The sequence below is a fragment of the Flagellimonas flava genome (genome assembly GCF_900129665.1).
In the GTDB taxonomy this organism is placed as follows: Bacteria; Bacteroidota; Bacteroidia; order Flavobacteriales; family Flavobacteriaceae; genus Flagellimonas; species Flagellimonas flava.
Genome location: NZ_FQWL01000005.1, coordinates 40,263 through 54,922, shown reverse-complemented (window position 1 = coordinate 54,922; position 14,660 = coordinate 40,263). Strand labels below are relative to the sequence as shown.

13 protein-coding genes, 1 other RNA gene and 1 pseudogene are annotated in these 14,660 nt (G+C 40.6%); 7 read left to right on the top strand and 8 right to left on the bottom strand.

Annotated elements, in window-relative coordinates; translation table 11 throughout:
• Window positions 1-6 precede the first annotated feature (6 nt).
• Both BUC10_RS13990 and BUC10_RS13985 read left to right on the top strand, forming a co-directional pair.
• On the top strand, window positions 7-447 hold the full coding sequence (locus BUC10_RS13990) for a hypothetical protein (RefSeq protein ID WP_073180775.1): 441 nt from the start codon (window positions 7-9) through the stop codon (window positions 445-447).
• Between the two features lie 24 nt (window positions 448-471).
• On the top strand, window positions 472-2,244 hold the full coding sequence (locus BUC10_RS13985; RefSeq protein ID WP_073180773.1) for a DUF6119 family protein: 1,773 nt from the start codon (window positions 472-474) through the stop codon (window positions 2,242-2,244).
• 99 nt (window positions 2,245-2,343) lie between these two features.
• On the opposite strand, the gene BUC10_RS13980 is transcribed toward BUC10_RS13985, so the two are convergent.
• Window positions 2,344-3,585, bottom strand: a complete 1,242-nt coding sequence (locus BUC10_RS13980) for a site-specific integrase (RefSeq protein WP_073180771.1) — start codon at window positions 3,583-3,585, stop codon at window positions 2,344-2,346.
• Between the two features lie 234 nt (window positions 3,586-3,819).
• Window positions 3,820-4,218: a transfer-messenger RNA gene (ssrA, locus tag BUC10_RS13975) on the bottom strand.
• A gap of 424 nt (window positions 4,219-4,642) precedes the next feature.
• Here ssrA and BUC10_RS13965 point away from each other — a divergent pair.
• Both BUC10_RS13965 and BUC10_RS13960 read left to right on the top strand, forming a co-directional pair.
• Window positions 4,643-5,848 (top strand): NAD(P)-dependent oxidoreductase, encoded by a 1,206-nt coding sequence (locus BUC10_RS13965; RefSeq protein WP_073180767.1) that lies wholly within the window; start codon window positions 4,643-4,645, stop codon window positions 5,846-5,848.
• Between the two features lie 82 nt (window positions 5,849-5,930).
• Window positions 5,931-6,206 carry a hypothetical protein gene (locus tag BUC10_RS13960; RefSeq protein ID WP_131819087.1) on the top strand — a complete coding sequence of 92 codons (276 nt, stop codon included), beginning with the start codon at window positions 5,931-5,933 and terminating at the stop codon, window positions 6,204-6,206.
• On the opposite strand, the gene BUC10_RS13955 is transcribed toward BUC10_RS13960, so the two are convergent.
• The 4 genes from BUC10_RS13955 to BUC10_RS13940 all read right to left on the bottom strand — a co-directional run bounded on the left by BUC10_RS13955 (window position 6,207) and on the right by BUC10_RS13940 (window position 9,765).
• Complete coding sequence (locus tag BUC10_RS13955) at window positions 6,207-7,319, bottom strand: Sb-PDE family phosphodiesterase (protein ID WP_073181039.1); 1,113 nt, start codon at window positions 7,317-7,319, stop codon at window positions 6,207-6,209.
• A gap of 136 nt (window positions 7,320-7,455) precedes the next feature.
• Complete coding sequence (gene creD, locus BUC10_RS13950) at window positions 7,456-8,808, bottom strand: cell envelope integrity protein CreD (protein ID WP_073180763.1); 1,353 nt, start codon at window positions 8,806-8,808, stop codon at window positions 7,456-7,458.
• Window positions 8,809-8,861: 53 nt separating this feature from the next.
• Window positions 8,862-9,155, bottom strand: coding sequence for a winged helix-turn-helix domain-containing protein (locus tag BUC10_RS13945; protein WP_073180761.1), 294 nt, complete (start codon window positions 9,153-9,155; stop codon window positions 8,862-8,864).
• Between the two features lies 1 nt (window position 9,156).
• Window positions 9,157-9,765, bottom strand: a complete 609-nt coding sequence (locus tag BUC10_RS13940) for a hypothetical protein (protein WP_073180760.1) — start codon at window positions 9,763-9,765, stop codon at window positions 9,157-9,159.
• Between the two features lie 85 nt (window positions 9,766-9,850).
• On the opposite strand from BUC10_RS13940, the gene BUC10_RS13935 reads away from it, so the two are divergent.
• Window positions 9,851-10,216 (top strand): DUF1801 domain-containing protein, encoded by a 366-nt coding sequence (locus tag BUC10_RS13935; RefSeq protein ID WP_073180758.1) that lies wholly within the window; start codon window positions 9,851-9,853, stop codon window positions 10,214-10,216.
• Window position 10,217: 1 nt separating this feature from the next.
• Here BUC10_RS13935 and kdsA read toward each other — a convergent pair whose 3' ends face one another.
• Window positions 10,218-11,036: a 3-deoxy-8-phosphooctulonate synthase gene (gene kdsA, locus BUC10_RS13930; protein ID WP_073180756.1), complete on the bottom strand. Its 819-nt coding sequence runs from the start codon at window positions 11,034-11,036 to the stop codon at window positions 10,218-10,220.
• 70 nt (window positions 11,037-11,106) lie between these two features.
• Between kdsA and BUC10_RS17780 the strand changes: the two genes are divergently transcribed.
• Window positions 11,107-11,664 (top strand): DUF3575 domain-containing protein, encoded by a 558-nt coding sequence (locus BUC10_RS17780; protein WP_131819086.1) that lies wholly within the window; start codon window positions 11,107-11,109, stop codon window positions 11,662-11,664.
• Here BUC10_RS17780 and BUC10_RS18070 read toward each other — a convergent pair.
• Window positions 11,571-11,819, bottom strand: a pseudogene (locus BUC10_RS18070) (LytTR family transcriptional regulator DNA-binding domain-containing protein); the annotation flags it as partial. The gene BUC10_RS17780 and the pseudogene BUC10_RS18070 sit on opposite strands and share 94 nt — an antisense overlap.
• 269 nt (window positions 11,820-12,088) lie before the next feature.
• Here BUC10_RS18070 and BUC10_RS13920 point away from each other — a divergent pair.
• A complete protein-coding gene (locus BUC10_RS13920) occupies window positions 12,089-14,488 on the top strand; it encodes a TonB-dependent receptor (protein WP_073180752.1) in 2,400 nt (799 codons plus the stop codon).
• Window positions 14,489-14,660 lie beyond the last annotated feature (172 nt).

The window sequence follows — 14,660 nt, the reverse complement described above, 5'->3', positions numbered from 1 at the left end:
TACAATATGAAAAGCGCTGAATACATTAAATATTTACTTTATGCAGGGGCTGTATTAGGAGCTATTATTATAATTTCAAAAGTGATAAAAGCGGACAACAGTGATAATTCAAAAACCTATCATGAGCAAAAGATGTCCATTGAGGAGATTGAGAGTGCAAATCCTGTTCAATTTTTAACTGCTAATGGAAAGTATAAAGAAAGCTTTTGGGGTACTGAACTGAAAATAAATGGAAAGATTTCTAATAAGGCTACTGTAGCCAGTTATAAGGATGTTGTTTTAAAAGTTACCTATTATTCCAAAACAAACTCTGTTATTGGAAACAAAGAATACACCATTTATGAAATTTTTCCTCCTAATAGAACAATGCCTTTTAAGTTGAGCATTAAAAACTATAAAGAGGTAAGCTCAATTCGGTTGGAGGTAGTCAATGCATTACCATACTGAATTAAAACAACAAATCTTTATCATATGTCACGACGTGTAAATGCCAAGCTTTATAAACTTCAAGACATAGTTGTCGAGAATTATGCCGGTTCTGAAGAGTTGGTTGCTAAAATGATTGATGAATATAGGGAGAAGAGTGGAAATCAGTTTGTTTCCGTCACCTTAAATGCCAATCTGACTTCAAATGGTTATACACCTAAACTATATGTCTATAGAACACAAGAAAAAAATCCAAAGTGGGTTGATTTTCTTTCAGAAATTGTTGCAAATGAAAATGACTTGGGTGAATTGGAAGCAAAGTACTCATCGTTCATACTCTTCTTATATAGTGAGAATAGGATTTACGCTATTACAAAGGGATATTTCGGAAGATATATCTTAGAAGAGTTAATGGATCGCTTCTTTGGTCTTGAGGTATTATCGAGGTTGGTTAACAAGAGTGAAACAGAAATAAGACAAATAGAAGAAAGAGGGGTTTTCGGAGAAGTGCTTGGAGCTGAGAGATATTTCAGAGAAAATTACAATCTAAGCTATGAGGATGATTTTGGCAAAATTTATAAAAAAATGTTGGCTTCAATAAAAGAAGAAAATTTCGAAAAACTGGGTATAGTTAAAAAACGGGATGATATTCGGAAAGTATCTGTAAATGGAAGTTCCTCGATTGAAATGTCAACTAATTTTGATTATAATGAATTACTACAAAGAGTTTTAAAAATTGAAGAATTACTTGAACTTGAAGGTGTTCAATTTAATCAGTTTTACAGGCTTTCTATGAGTGAATTGGGAGCAATAAGAGATAACCTAAATGAAGAATTAATCAAGATGGCCTATAATTCTTATATGGAAGGAGAATCAATAGATTTTTATCATCCGGACGTATTCGAATATATGAGGTCAATTGAGGCTAGATTCAATGTTGATGGAGATTATCTAGAAATATCCTATGCATATTCAATTGGCTTTACTTCAATCATATCCCAATTGGTGGCAGAGGACAAAATAGATTCCTCGACGGAAGCTACTTTCTTGGAAGGTCTACAAAATTGTTATGGAGGTTATAAAATTACTGAAGATGGAGCTTATTTGAATGAAGTTTCTTTGGATAAATGGATTGGGGGAGAAGTGGAGTTTGATGGGAACAAGTTTTTCAAAATCGATAATGATTGGTATCGATATAGAGATGGTTTTGATGACCATCTAAACACATATTTTTCAGAATTTGACTTTGATGCAATAGTGCCAGATTACAAGCTAGAAGCTTGGGACCTTAATCTAGTTCCAAAAGAAGGGGGCTACAACGATGAATATAAGAATGTTGACAATTTTATAGTGACGGATACCAAACTTCTGAATCAAATCGAAATTTGTGATCTAATTAGAATTTCAGAAGATTCAATATATCTGTATCATGTGAAAAAAGATCTTGGTAGAGATTTGAGAGTTCTTTCAAATCAAATTGTTAATGCTGCAAGAATACTTAAATCTGCAATAAATGAAAGTGACAATGCCCTACTAAAAAAGTACTATAGCACTGTTTCCAAGAATTACGAGGATAATGAAATTACATATAATAGAGATGACAAGAGTATCCCTGTGGGAGAAAGCGATTTTATCGATTTGTTCAAGACAAAGACTATCGTTTTTGTCTTTTCTTACTCATCAGCTTCGGATGTCGCAATTAAAGAAGAAATCATTGCAACCAATTCAAGGATAGCTAAACTTTCACTTTTATATTGTATGAGGGATATGAGGAGTACTAACTTTAGCTTTTTAATTGAGAGAATTTCTCAACTTTAGTTTGTTTCAATCTATGGGATTTTGGAAGAAATTATAGGCAAAAAATATGCTATAACATAAAAGTTAGCAAAAAAATTTACGTCTATACTGGACCTTACTCTAATTAGAAGTTTTTTTGTTTACCTCGGCGCTAGTCAACTTTTCCTTTAAAATTGCCATATCCTCGCCCACCTTCTTATTTATGATCTTAGCATAATGTTGTGTAGCTCTAAGATTTTTATGACCTAACATTTTTCCTACAGTTTCAATTGGTACACCATTGGAAAGAGTTACAGTAGTGGCAAAAGTATGTCTGGCAAGATGCGTAGTAAGGTTCTTTTTGATACCGCATAAATCAGCAATTTCTTTGAGATAAGCATTGGATTTTTGGTTACTCAATATGGGAAGAACACATTCCCCGTTCATCACTTTGGGATGGTGTTTGTGCTTCGCCAGGATGGCCAAGGCATTTGGCAGTAGGGGAATGCTAAATTTAGCATCAGTTTTGGTCCGTTTGGCTTCTATCCAGAGCTCTCCATCAATATTTCTAACCAAATTATCCTGAGTCAAGTTCTTCACATCAATATAAGCTAGCCCTGTATAGCAACAGAAGACAAACATATCCCTAACCATATCAATTCGTGGCCAGTTAATTTCAAGATCTACCAGGCGTTGCAATTCTTCTGTAGAGAGAAATTCACGGTCTACCCATTTAAACTTAACCTTGTAATTGTAAAAAGGATCTCTGGCTATCCACCCGTTGGCAACCGCCAGGCGGACAATCTTTTTAAAGTTGTTGATGTATTTTAATGCGCTGTTGTGATTACAATCTTTCACCGATTTCATAAAGTATTCAAATCGGGTAATGAACTTCAGGTCTACATCCTGGAACGGTAAGTCTTCCCTCTTGTATTCATGGCGAATGAATTCCGCAATATGGTTTCTGGTGGTGAAGTACCGCTTCCAGGTACCGATGGCAAATTCCTTATCTACCAGTTTTTTCATTTGGCGGTTGTGTTCATCAAATACAACCAGAAGCATTTTAACCTCTTTGTCTTTGCCTAAATAAATGTTTTTGACATCAAGGGCCGTAAATGGTTTTCCCCCTTCTATTAATTCATGTTGTATTCTATTTATCTTATGCCGTATTGTGGTCATAAAGCGATTCAATTCTTCGGCTTCAACACCTTTCCCTTTTAATTTATTCATCCGCGAGTCCCATTTGGACGGATCGACTTTTCGGTGCAAACTTATTGATGTTCGCCTCCCATCTACCGTAATCCTTAGGTATAAGCCTGCTTTTCCGTTCTTATCCCTACGCTCATTTTTTATATAGAATAGTGTTGAAAACGTACTTACCATTTTTTAAGTGTCGATTTGTACCTTTTAAAGATAATAAAAAGAAATTACATAATCTTTTAATTAATTGAAAAATAGTAAATTACAGAGAAATCGACACCGCATTTTATTTTTAAAATAGGTGTCGATTAGGTGGCATTTTAAATGATATTATTTGGGTATAAATGAAACCATATAAAATTAAAAAATCCTGTAAATCAGCAATTTACAGGATTTTAGTCTAATTTGGTGTTCTAAAAGTGGAGCCGGGGAGAATCGAACTCCCGTCCAAACAAGCAAAGTCAATGCTTTCTACATGCTTAGTCTATGTTCAATTTTAGATGCACAACCGACCAAAGACCGCCTATTGTACACTTAGCTTCTTAAAATTTTAGTGGTACTGCCAAAGCGAGCCGTACCCTTATGTTGACTTTTATGGTGCTCCAAAACGGATCGCCGTCAACAAGGGCTATCCAGGAACATCTCGCTTCCCTACCTAGTAAGGACGAGGCAAATCTTACTATAATTCAGATTATGCGGCAAGAGCGTAATTATTATCGCCAATTAAAAGTGTGGAAAATGAGATTAACGAGCTGTATCCCAGCGCTCGACATGCTTACATTGCCAATGGTCTCGCTGTCAAAACCAGTCGGCCCCGTAATGAGTTAGGTACGCTTTGCTTACCGTAAACGAATTACGACCATCGAACCTGCCTTGGGCTGGGAAGATGGACAAAATCCTCTCATTTTTTTATCAAAGAACTGACGTCACTTCGAGTGTCCCGAACTTGTTTCGGGATGTATCGAGAAGTGGGCGTTCGCCCCTTCACCAATCTTTTTCACCAAATGGTTTCAAAGAGCTTAGGTTTCGGGGCACCAGGCTATTGGCTGTACACGCCTTTGGCGGGGTACGTGCCGCTATCCCTAACGCAAAAATCGTACAAATTGCGTACGTTTGCCATGCTTTAAAACTAAGCAAGGCCTGCAAAGGTACCCCAAAAAGCATTCCAAAAAAAGTTTTGAAATCCTGCTTTCAAAAAGTTATGTTTGTAACAATAGTCAACCAAAAAGTTATATAATTCATGAAATTCGGCATCATCCAAGAAAGAAAGTCCCCGCCAGATCGCAGAGTAGTGCTATCTCCGACCGAATGTCAAAATGTGCTCCAAGCCTTTCCAGAGGCGCAGATTTTGGTCGAAACTTCGCCCATTAGGGTCTTCACCGATGATGAATATGCCGAAATGGACATCCCTGTGGTCTCCGCTATGCAGGATGCCGATGTGCTCCTAGGCGTAAAGGAAGTGCCCATTGATGCCCTTATTCCCAATAAAAAATACTTCTTCTTCTCCCACACCATTAAAAAACAAACCTATAACCGGGATTTGCTTCGTGCCATTCTGAAAAAGAACATTGAGCTCTATGATCATGAGGTTATCACCAATCCCAAGGGGCAACGTTTGGTGGCCTTTGGGCGCTATGCGGGTATTGTGGGGGCCTACAACGGATTTAGGGCATACGGACTTAAATACGGGAGTTTCGACCTGCCCAAGGCGGAAACCCTAAAGGATCAACAAGCGTTGATAGATGAGCTCAATAAGATAAAACTGCCCAACATCAAAATCCTGCTGACCGGCAGGGGTAGGGTAGGTAATGGATCTCGTGAAATGCTGGATGCCATGGACCTAAAGCGGGTCAATGTGGGTGACTACCTAAACGAATCGTTCAACGAACCGGTGTATTGCCAAATAGACGCATCAGAATACAATAAACGTAAAGATGGGGTTCGGGGCAACAAGGCCGATTTCTTCGCCAACCCCGAAGAATACAAATCCAACTTTTTCCGCTTTGCGGAAGTGACCGACTTTTACATCGCCGGGCACTTTTACGGTGACGGGGCACCCTATCTCTACACCCGGGAGGATGCCAGACACCCTAACTTTAAAATCAGGGTGGTAGCGGATATTAGCTGTGATATAGACGGACCTGTGGCTTCCACCATTCGCCCTTCTGAGGTGGCGGACCCCGTTTATGGCTATGACCCCCAATCCGAAACCGAGGTGGATTTTAAAAACCCGGATGCCATTGCCGTAATGGCCGTGGACAATCTCCCTTGCGAGTTGCCCCGCGATGCCAGTAACGGTTTTGGAGAGGCATTTTCCAAATATGTGATTCCCGCATTTTTTAATGGGGACGAAGACGGCATCTTGGAACGGGCCAGAATGACACAAAATGGGAAGCTTACCAAACGTTACGCTTATTTGCAGGATTACGTGGATGGTCTGGAATAAATTGGTGTTGGTCGAAGCTATTTAGGTCATACCCAATTGGATAGGTTTTTTTCTTATCTTGGGCTTCCTAATATCCAAAACAGTGACATTCAATTGGCTCAATCCTGGAACTTCCGATCCGGCTACCAAAAAAGTCTGTATTGATTTAGAATATAGGCTTAGACCGCGAATCACGAGGTTCCTCCTATCTCAATTTGATGGAGATCATCTGTTGGATTTTTCAAACTTTTATTTTGACGTGGACTTAAAGAATGAATGGATTTGGATTTCTGAACAAACCCCATTCGATATCATTGAAAAAATAAAGGCCGATTTTGATCGGGAAATCAACGGATCCCGGCTTTTTTCTGTTGCCTAACTAGTCAACTTTAACTTTTCTACTTAAAACAGCATGTGTCTTTGGTGCTACGTAGGTTTTAATGGCACTTAATTTCAGTTCAATTTCTCCCAACACCTCCAACGTCTTTATCTGTAGTGTTTTGGTCCCCATAGCCGGAACGGTGAACACCTCTGGACTGGAATAAAACGTATAGGGCATCTGGTTTTTGAACAAGAGATCGGCACTGGATACGTTTTCAAGCGTAACCTTCAACACTTGGGTATTGGGAATGTACGAGACATCTGAAATTTTAATACAAGCTTCGAGTAGTGGTATTAGATTTTCTTCTTTTCCCACCAACAAATTATTAAAAACCGCAACAGTACGGCCCGCAAATAAGGCCTCTTTAACGCTTGAGGCGGTTTTCTCCTTTGCAAAGACCAAGGTTATGGGGCGATCATGGCCTTTTTCCGTATAGTGCCAATCTATTAACCCATGAATATCGCTGGTTCCCATAATGGTCAGGTTGTTTTCCAAGGCCAGGGCCAGGGACTCCTCGGCATAGTCGCGCTCATTGATAACCTCAATGCCGTGCAGCTCTCCATTTTTAATGCGCTTTTTCTGAAAATCGCTCAAATAAGGATTTCCGTTTGGGTTTTGGGGATACCAGGCAGGATGGTTCCAAAAGACAAAGGCATTTTGCTTCTTGGCAGCGGCAAAAGCATCTTTAGCTTTTTCGGTTAGCAGTGTATTGGCATTTGTTATAAATATCGCATTGCTATGTCCCATAGGCTCACTACGGGTTATTTCCGATCCGTTGATGACCAGTAAGTCGTGGTCTTTGGCCTCGTTCAGTGCCAATTCATAAGCCCTGTTCCGGTCTGGATGCGGAATATCTTCGGAGTGCGGTTGATACTCTAGATGTTCGGTAAGGGAAATAACGTCCAGATTATCGCGCAAAGCTTCCATGACCCGGATGGTAGGCCACACGTTACCGTCTGAAAAAACAGTGTGCTGGTGAAAATCGGTTTTTAATGTCTTGTATCCCGGCACATCCGGAAATGAAATGGCTCCAGGGAATCTGTGCGAATGGTCTTGGGCCGTTAGGAAAACAGAAGAAATAAGGGAGAGAAAAAGAAGTTGGTTTTTCATGTTGTTGGTTTTTTCAAAGGTATAAAACCCTATACCAGAATGAGTTGAAAATGATAGTTTTTTGGTTAACAAACCATTTCGACATCTCCAAAAATGCTGCGATGGGAATCCAAGACAGCATTTGGATAGTGAATGATTAGTTTGTGCCTCCTGACCAGTCAATTTTTCGAGAAGTAAACATGATGGTGCCCAAGATTACAAACAGTCCAATACTACCAACAAGGAGGGCATAGTCTTCCAATTGTATGATGACAAAGATGAATGCATACAAGCTAAACATGGACCCTAGAACGAGCAAAGTGAATTTTGGATTTTTCAAAATGGAACGGGAATAGATAGTAATAAGGCCCACTACTGCAATACCTGCAACGAGATATGCAAATAGATAGTTCCGATGTTCTGAAATGGAAATCAACAAGGTGTAGAACATCACCAAAGCCAAGCCGATCATGAGGTATTGGAAAGGGTGTATGACAATTTTACTACTGATTTGGATCAAAAGAAAAACAAGCAAGGTAAGTCCAATGATCATGAGGCCATATTTGCTGGTACGCTCGGTTTTTTGATAGTCATCAACCGGCACCATAAATTCTGTTCCCAAAGAGAATTCTGATAGATCCGGCAAATTGTCAAAGAAATACTGACCAAACCTACGGTTGGTTTCCAAAACCTTCCAATGTGCCTCAAAACCGGAAGCACTGATTTTCTTCCTTTCCGTTTCGGGTAAAAAGTTGCCGTTGAAGCTAGGAGAGTGCCAGTTCGATTTCATGAAAACTTGGGTTTCCTTCCCAATAGGGATAAACTGTAGTGTACTGCTTCCATTAATATCCACAGATGAAGAAAAAGATATGGAACCTTCTTGAATGGATTTCAAATCTTTTAGAAAACCGGATTCCAGAGTGTTCATATAACTATTGTCGAACTTGGGCTTTAACGCATATTCCTCCGCACCCAGCTTCACTTTGACCGTATTTCGGATGCCTTTGAGGTTGCTGGTCTTAAACAGGACCGTTGCCTTGTCCCAAAGGATGTTTTCCTCTTGCACTTCGTTTGCGGAAAAATTCAATTTGGCAAATGACCCCTTCATCTTGGTCTTCGCGGTAAATACTACGGACTCGTAAATACCCCTTTCCAGGGGCTGTGTTTCCACATTGGAATCAATATGGAGTTCCCAAGGAAAAAAATAGGCATGGTGCCGCACGGCTTTCTGACTTTTTAAAAAGGTCTTGGTCTTTTCATCAAATACCTTTTCCTCAACAAATACGTTATAGGGAACTTTTAAGATAGGGCCGTTCATGACCACTTGTTTGCCCCATTTGGAGTTGATTTCTTCAATGACCTCGTGCTGGCGAAACCCTCTTTCCCGGATAAGGTCTTTTACAAATCCGAGGGGAATCAATAGAATTAAGATTAAAAATCCGACCATGAGCATCTTGGCAGAGATGGAGTTTTTGAACCAGTTGCCAATTTTTTGTTTTTGTGTATTCATAATATTAAATTAAAAGTACTTTGTATTTCAAAGTATATAAGTAAAAATTTTTGCTATTGCTTTTTTATAAGTTGTTCCAGGGCCTCTATATGTTTTTTAAAGGCCATTTTACCACTTGGGGTGACGATATATCTCGTATTTGGTTTTTTTCCGATAAAGGATTTTTCAATTTTAATATACTCTGCTTTTTCCAGGGTTTTGGTATGACTGGCCAGATTTCCGTCCGTAACATCCAAGAGTTCTTTTAGCCTGTTGAAATCCACCTCTTCGTTCACCATTAGGATGGACATAATGCCCAGTCTTATACGGTGGTCAAAGAGTTTGTTTATGTTGTCAATAAGCCCCATGCTATGCTTTTTCTTCCTTGAAATAGATCAGACTACCATAAATAATATGCAACAGCCCAAAGCCAAGTACCCAGAACCAGAACCCATAGCCGGGCATGGCAGCGCAAATGAGGCCCAATACTATCTGTAGGTACCCTAGATAGCGGACCTTGCCGATAGTGTATTTAGCTGCATTGACCAGCGCCAGTCCGTAAAAGATGAGCATCAAGGACGCTGTGAGCCCATAATGTTGACTATTTAGTTTGATCAAGATGTAAATGCCGCCTGTAACCAAGGGAATCAAAAAATTGATGAGCAGCCGCTTGGTGGTCTCATCCCATACCTTTTCGTTGTTTTTTTTGGCTTTTTTAGAGGTGAGGAGGTAGGCGGTTACGAGACTAAGGATGGCTACTGCGATTAAAACACCCACGATCATTTTAAAGTTCCAACTATGCAATATAACATAACCGCCCTGTTGTGGGATAAGGTAAAAGTGGGCTATAAGGGCTCCAACAATGGCATAGGTTCCAGCCAATATTCCGGAGAGGCCGCTAAGGGATATAAATCGCGAAGAACGGTTCATCAAATCCTTGATTTGTGAAATGTCTTCCAAATATTTTTTTGATTCCATTTTAAAGTACTTTGAATTTCAAAGTTAATTAAATATTTGAACCTTCCAACTTTTTTTCGTTGAACCAAACTTTTATTTTTAGCTAATGAATCCTGCTGAAGATTATATACTAAGCCAGAAGGAACCTTTCAAGTCAATGCTGTTACAACTGCAAGTATTGATTGAGACGACAGTTCCTGGGGTAGAATTAAAGTTCAAATACCGAATTCCCTTTTATTATTTGGACGGAAAGCCACTATGTTACCTGAATGTTCCTAAAAAGAAAAACTATGTGGATGTGGGGTTTTGGAGTGCGGCACACTTAACGGTCCATCAAGATAAAATGGTGACAGAAGGCAGAAAGGTGATGAAATCCCTCCGCTATGCCAATCTTGAGGATTTGGATGCCCAAGTATTGGTGGAAGTGCTTATGGAAGCCTGGCAGGTAAACCACAAAGGTTTTTGGAAATAAGTTACAATCCTTGAACCACTTTCCTGATAGCGGTCAAATCTGTAAGCAATTTCTCCAGTAAACTCAGGTCCAGCATATTGGCACCATCACTTTTGGCGTTGGCCGGATCAAAATGGGTTTCCATGAACAATCCATCCACCCCGGCAGCAATACCAGCTCTGGCCATAGTACCGATCAATGCAGGTCTACCCCCGGTGACCCCGGAAGACTGATTGGGTTGCTGCAGACTGTGGGTAACATCCAAAACTACAGGAGCATATTGTTTCATGGTAGGAATACCCCTAAAGTCAACAACCATATCCTGATACCCGAACATGGTGCCGCGATCGGTAATCCATGCCTTGTCGCTTCCTGAGTCAATTACCTTTTTTACCGCATGTTGCATGCTCTCTGGACTCATAAATTGTCCTTTTTTCAGATTGACCACTTTCCCGGTTTTGGCTGCGGCAACAACCAAATCCGTTTGCCGGACCAAAAAAGCTGGAATCTGAAGGACATCAACATACTCGGCCGCTTTCTCCGCATCGGACACTTCGTGAATATCCGTAACAGTGGGAACCTTAAAGGTTTCTGAAACCTTTCTAAGAATTTTCAGTGCTTTTTCGTCCCCAATTCCAGTAAAGGAATCAATCCTACTTCGATTGGCCTTTTTGAAACTACCTTTGAAAACATATGGGATTCCAAGCCTGTCAGTGATGTCCACTACACGCTCGGCAATACGAAGGGCCATATCTTCACCTTCTATGGCGCAGGGACCGGCGAGAAGAAAAAAGTTATCACCTTTTGTATGTTTTATCTGGGGAATTACGTCTAATTGCATGCACTTTGATTTTGTGCAAAAATACTATTTTGATAAAGGAATAGTTCTAATACTACCAAATTAACCTACGATGAAGAGAATTTTTGTTGGGCTCATGATGGGTTTCACTTGCATGCTGCAGGCACAATTTGGAAAGAATTGCGAAGTTCGCCAGCTTAAGATCAACCTTTTTAATCCAGGGTTGGAATACGAAATGGCATTGGGTGTAAATAGCACTCTAGACTTTAGGGTGGGGTGGCAAGCAGCACTGGAACCTGCCAGTTCAGAACCCTTGGAAAACTACAATTTTTTTCCGGCCATAACCATTCAGAACAGATACTACCACAACTTTAATGGAAGACAACAAAGAGGTAGGGATATCTACGGAAATTCCGGAAATTACCTAGCACCGACAGTGGCTGTTTTTTCTCCTGACGCCCGTGTTGTGGATGGAAGACAGGTAGATGGAGTTCATGGATATGGTGGACTGGTGTATGGTATTCAAAGGAGTTTTAATTCTGGTCTTAGCTTTTCACTTGATGCTGGGGCAGGATATTATGTTGGACCTTTTAAAGGGGACATCCTTCCCGTAGTAAACCTGAGTATTGGTTGGATCATAAGCGAAAAAAGATGGTGCGTGGGCCGATAAGAATCACAGCATAATTCTTTTACTTTTTCCATATTGATCATGGAGGAGCGATGTACCCACGGAACCAGTTTGGGATGCAATTTTTCCTCCACATCCAAGATGCCAAAATTGCTGAGGTATGCTTGGGATGCTGCATGTATCTTGGAGTAATCACCGTAGGCTTCGACCTAGATAATGTCCTCACATTTAATAGAGATCAACTTCTTATTGTGGTGTACAATAGAAGGGTTCTTCCATAAAAATGCTCTACGTCAACGCCCCAATTTTGTCGTTTTTGGGATGGAGTCACTCCACCTTATGAATGGTCCTATGGACCCATGGATGGTCAAGACCAATAAACTGGAAGTGGGTCAATTCGTGGGATTCCAATTTTACTCCTGTAACGAAATGGGAATTTTTGGGTATCTAATTTAAATCGACAACTATGAAAAGTCTAACCACTTTGTTTTTTATGTTAATCATTACGGTTACACAAGCGCAAACCATTATGGGTACGGTAACCTCGAATACAGGCGCATCAATACCCTATGCTGCGGTGACCCTAACTTCAGTGTTGGACAATTCGCTGATCAAGGCAACCATAACTTCTGAAGAGGGAACATTTGAGATCAAAGGAGTCTTTCCCCAAGAGTTTTTGTTGAACGTTTCTAGTATTGGCTATGCCGATTTTCAAACCCAGTTGACCAACGAAAAGGATAAATTGGACTTGGGTATTATTACCATGGCCGATGCTGCGGAAAGTCTGGAGGAGGTTACTGTGGTTGCCGAAAAACCTATGGTTCAAGTGTTGGCGGACAAAACGGTATTTAATGTCGAAAATACCATAAATGCCACTGGGACCAGTGCATTTGAGCTATTAAGAAAGGCCCCCGGGGTCATTATGGACAATACCGGAGGCATTATTTTGGAAGGGAAGACAGGAGTGCAGATTTTTATAGACGGAAAATTATCTGTGCTTCAAGGCGAGGATTTGTCCAATTACCTGGAAAGTCTTCAAGCCACCGATATCGAAGCTGTGGAAATTATCACGCAACCCTCTTCAAAATATGATGCGGCCGGAAACGCGGGTATTATCAACATCAAACTAAAGAAAGATAAAAGCCTTGGGACCAATGGAACCTATACCTCCGGGCTGACCAATGGGGATTTTGCTCGATTTAATTCCAGCCTAAATTTTAACAACAGGGGAAAAAAGGGGAATCTCTACGGAACCTACAGTAACCGTTTTGGCAAGAGCACCAGATTCATCAATTTGTTCCGAACACAATCCGGTACCCAGTTTGATGCGGAGACTAGCAGTGTCTACGACCGGAACAGCAATAACCTTAAATTGGGTTATGATTACTATGTGAATGACAAGCATACCGTGGGGGCCATTTTCAACGGAAATTTCAACAACGGATTTACTACCGACAATTCCAGAACACCCATCCGACCTGTTCAAGTGCAGCAGCTGGACAGTGTGCTGGTGGCCCTGAACCAAACCGACAACACCTCGTACAACATCAACACCAATCTCAATTATAGGTATGTGGACACCTTGGGCCATAGTGTCAATGTGGATTTGGACTTTGGGAAGTACAACAGCGACAGGAATGCTTTTCAGCCCAACACCTATTTCAGTGGGGACGAATCCCAGGTTCTTACGGAGCGTATCACCCTCCAAAAAACACCTATAGATATCAGTATCGCCACCATAAAAGGGGACTACGAGCAGAATTTTTTAAAGGGAAAGCTAGGTACTGGGATTAAAATTGCCCTTGTGAATACGGACAATACCTTTGATTTTTTTAATCAACAGGGAGGAGTTAGTGTGTTGGACCCAACCCGGAGCAATCAGTTTGAATATTCGGAAAACGTTAACGCGGCTTATGTCAACTACAACAGGAAATGGGGCAAATGGAACCTGCAAGCTGGTCTACGGATGGAAAATACCATTTCTGATGGAAAGCTGGAAAGCGCCCAGGAGAATGAAAATGAAAGGGTGGAGCGTAACTACACAGACTTTTTTCCATCAGGGGGATTGACTTATCAGCTGAATCAAAAGAACCAGTTTGCCCTGACTTATAGCAAACGAATCCAACGCCCAAATTATCAATTGCTCAATCCTTTTGAATACAAACTCAATGAATTGTCCTTTGGTAAGGGGAATCCTTTTCTTCAACCGCAATACACGGACAATATTAAACTATCCCATACCTTCAACTACCGGTTGACCACTTCCTTGAGCTACTCTTACATCTCGGACTTTTTTGCGCGAGTTACTGTGGCTGAAGGGGAAAGCGCCAGTTTTTTGACCACTTTGAATGTAGCAGATCAGGAAATCATCAATTTGGGAATTTCGTACCCCAAGAAAATCTACGAGTGGTGGAATCTGTATTTCAGCTTGAATGCCTACATCAGTGACTACAAGCCCACTAGTCCAGAATTTTTGGCGGTAAAGCAGGAAACCCTCAGTTTTTACGCCCAAAATACCTTTACCATTTCCAAAGATTTTAAAATGGAAATCTCAGGTTGGTACAGCTCTCCTTCCATTTGGGGCGGAACCTATGAAACAGCATCCTTAGGCTCTTTGAACATAGCATTTCAGAAAAAGTTTTTTGACAACAAGGTCACCGGGAGATTGGCATTCAATGATATTTTGTATACCATACCCTGGAGGGGAACCACACAATTTGGCGAACTGTTCATTGATGGAACTGGAGGAAGTGATTCCAGACAAGTAGCTTTTAGCTTTACCTATGATTTTGGGAGAAATGAAATTAAAAAGGCTAGAAAAAGGAAAACAGGATTGGAAGATGAAAACAACAGAATAGGAAGTTAGTTGCCGTGTTTTGGTTAGGACTTTGATAACGCGCTGTTGGATTTAGTTTTTGGTTTTAAAGCCCAATGGGCTCCGAGCAATAGAAATGGACTCAAACTTTCTCATAATCAATAAGATAAAAATAACATATACGAGGGTGGACAAGTAAAAAATAGCAGTATCTTTGCGGGCT

Excerpts from the sequence above, each read along its gene's own strand:
- BUC10_RS13990 (WP_073180775.1), top strand. The coding sequence starts at position 7 with ATGAAAAGCGCTGAATACATTAAATATTTACTTTATGCAGGGGCTGTA.
- BUC10_RS13985 (WP_073180773.1), top strand. The coding sequence starts at position 472 with ATGTCACGACGTGTAAATGCCAAGCTTTATAAACTTCAAGACATAGTT.
- BUC10_RS13980 (WP_073180771.1), bottom strand. The coding sequence starts at position 3,585 with ATGGTAAGTACGTTTTCAACACTATTCTATATAAAAAATGAGCGTAGG.
- BUC10_RS13965 (WP_073180767.1), top strand. The coding sequence starts at position 4,643 with ATGAAATTCGGCATCATCCAAGAAAGAAAGTCCCCGCCAGATCGCAGA.
- BUC10_RS13955 (WP_073181039.1), bottom strand. The coding sequence starts at position 7,319 with ATGAAAAACCAACTTCTTTTTCTCTCCCTTATTTCTTCTGTTTTCCTA.
- creD (WP_073180763.1), bottom strand. The coding sequence starts at position 8,808 with ATGAATACACAAAAACAAAAAATTGGCAACTGGTTCAAAAACTCCATC.
- BUC10_RS13945 (WP_073180761.1), bottom strand. The coding sequence starts at position 9,155 with ATGGGGCTTATTGACAACATAAACAAACTCTTTGACCACCGTATAAGA.
- BUC10_RS13940 (WP_073180760.1), bottom strand. The coding sequence starts at position 9,765 with ATGGAATCAAAAAAATATTTGGAAGACATTTCACAAATCAAGGATTTG.
- BUC10_RS13935 (WP_073180758.1), top strand. The coding sequence starts at position 9,851 with ATGAATCCTGCTGAAGATTATATACTAAGCCAGAAGGAACCTTTCAAG.
- kdsA (WP_073180756.1), bottom strand. The coding sequence starts at position 11,036 with ATGCAATTAGACGTAATTCCCCAGATAAAACATACAAAAGGTGATAAC.
- BUC10_RS17780 (WP_131819086.1), top strand. The coding sequence starts at position 11,107 with ATGAAGAGAATTTTTGTTGGGCTCATGATGGGTTTCACTTGCATGCTG.
- BUC10_RS13920 (WP_073180752.1), top strand. The coding sequence starts at position 12,089 with ATGAAAAGTCTAACCACTTTGTTTTTTATGTTAATCATTACGGTTACA.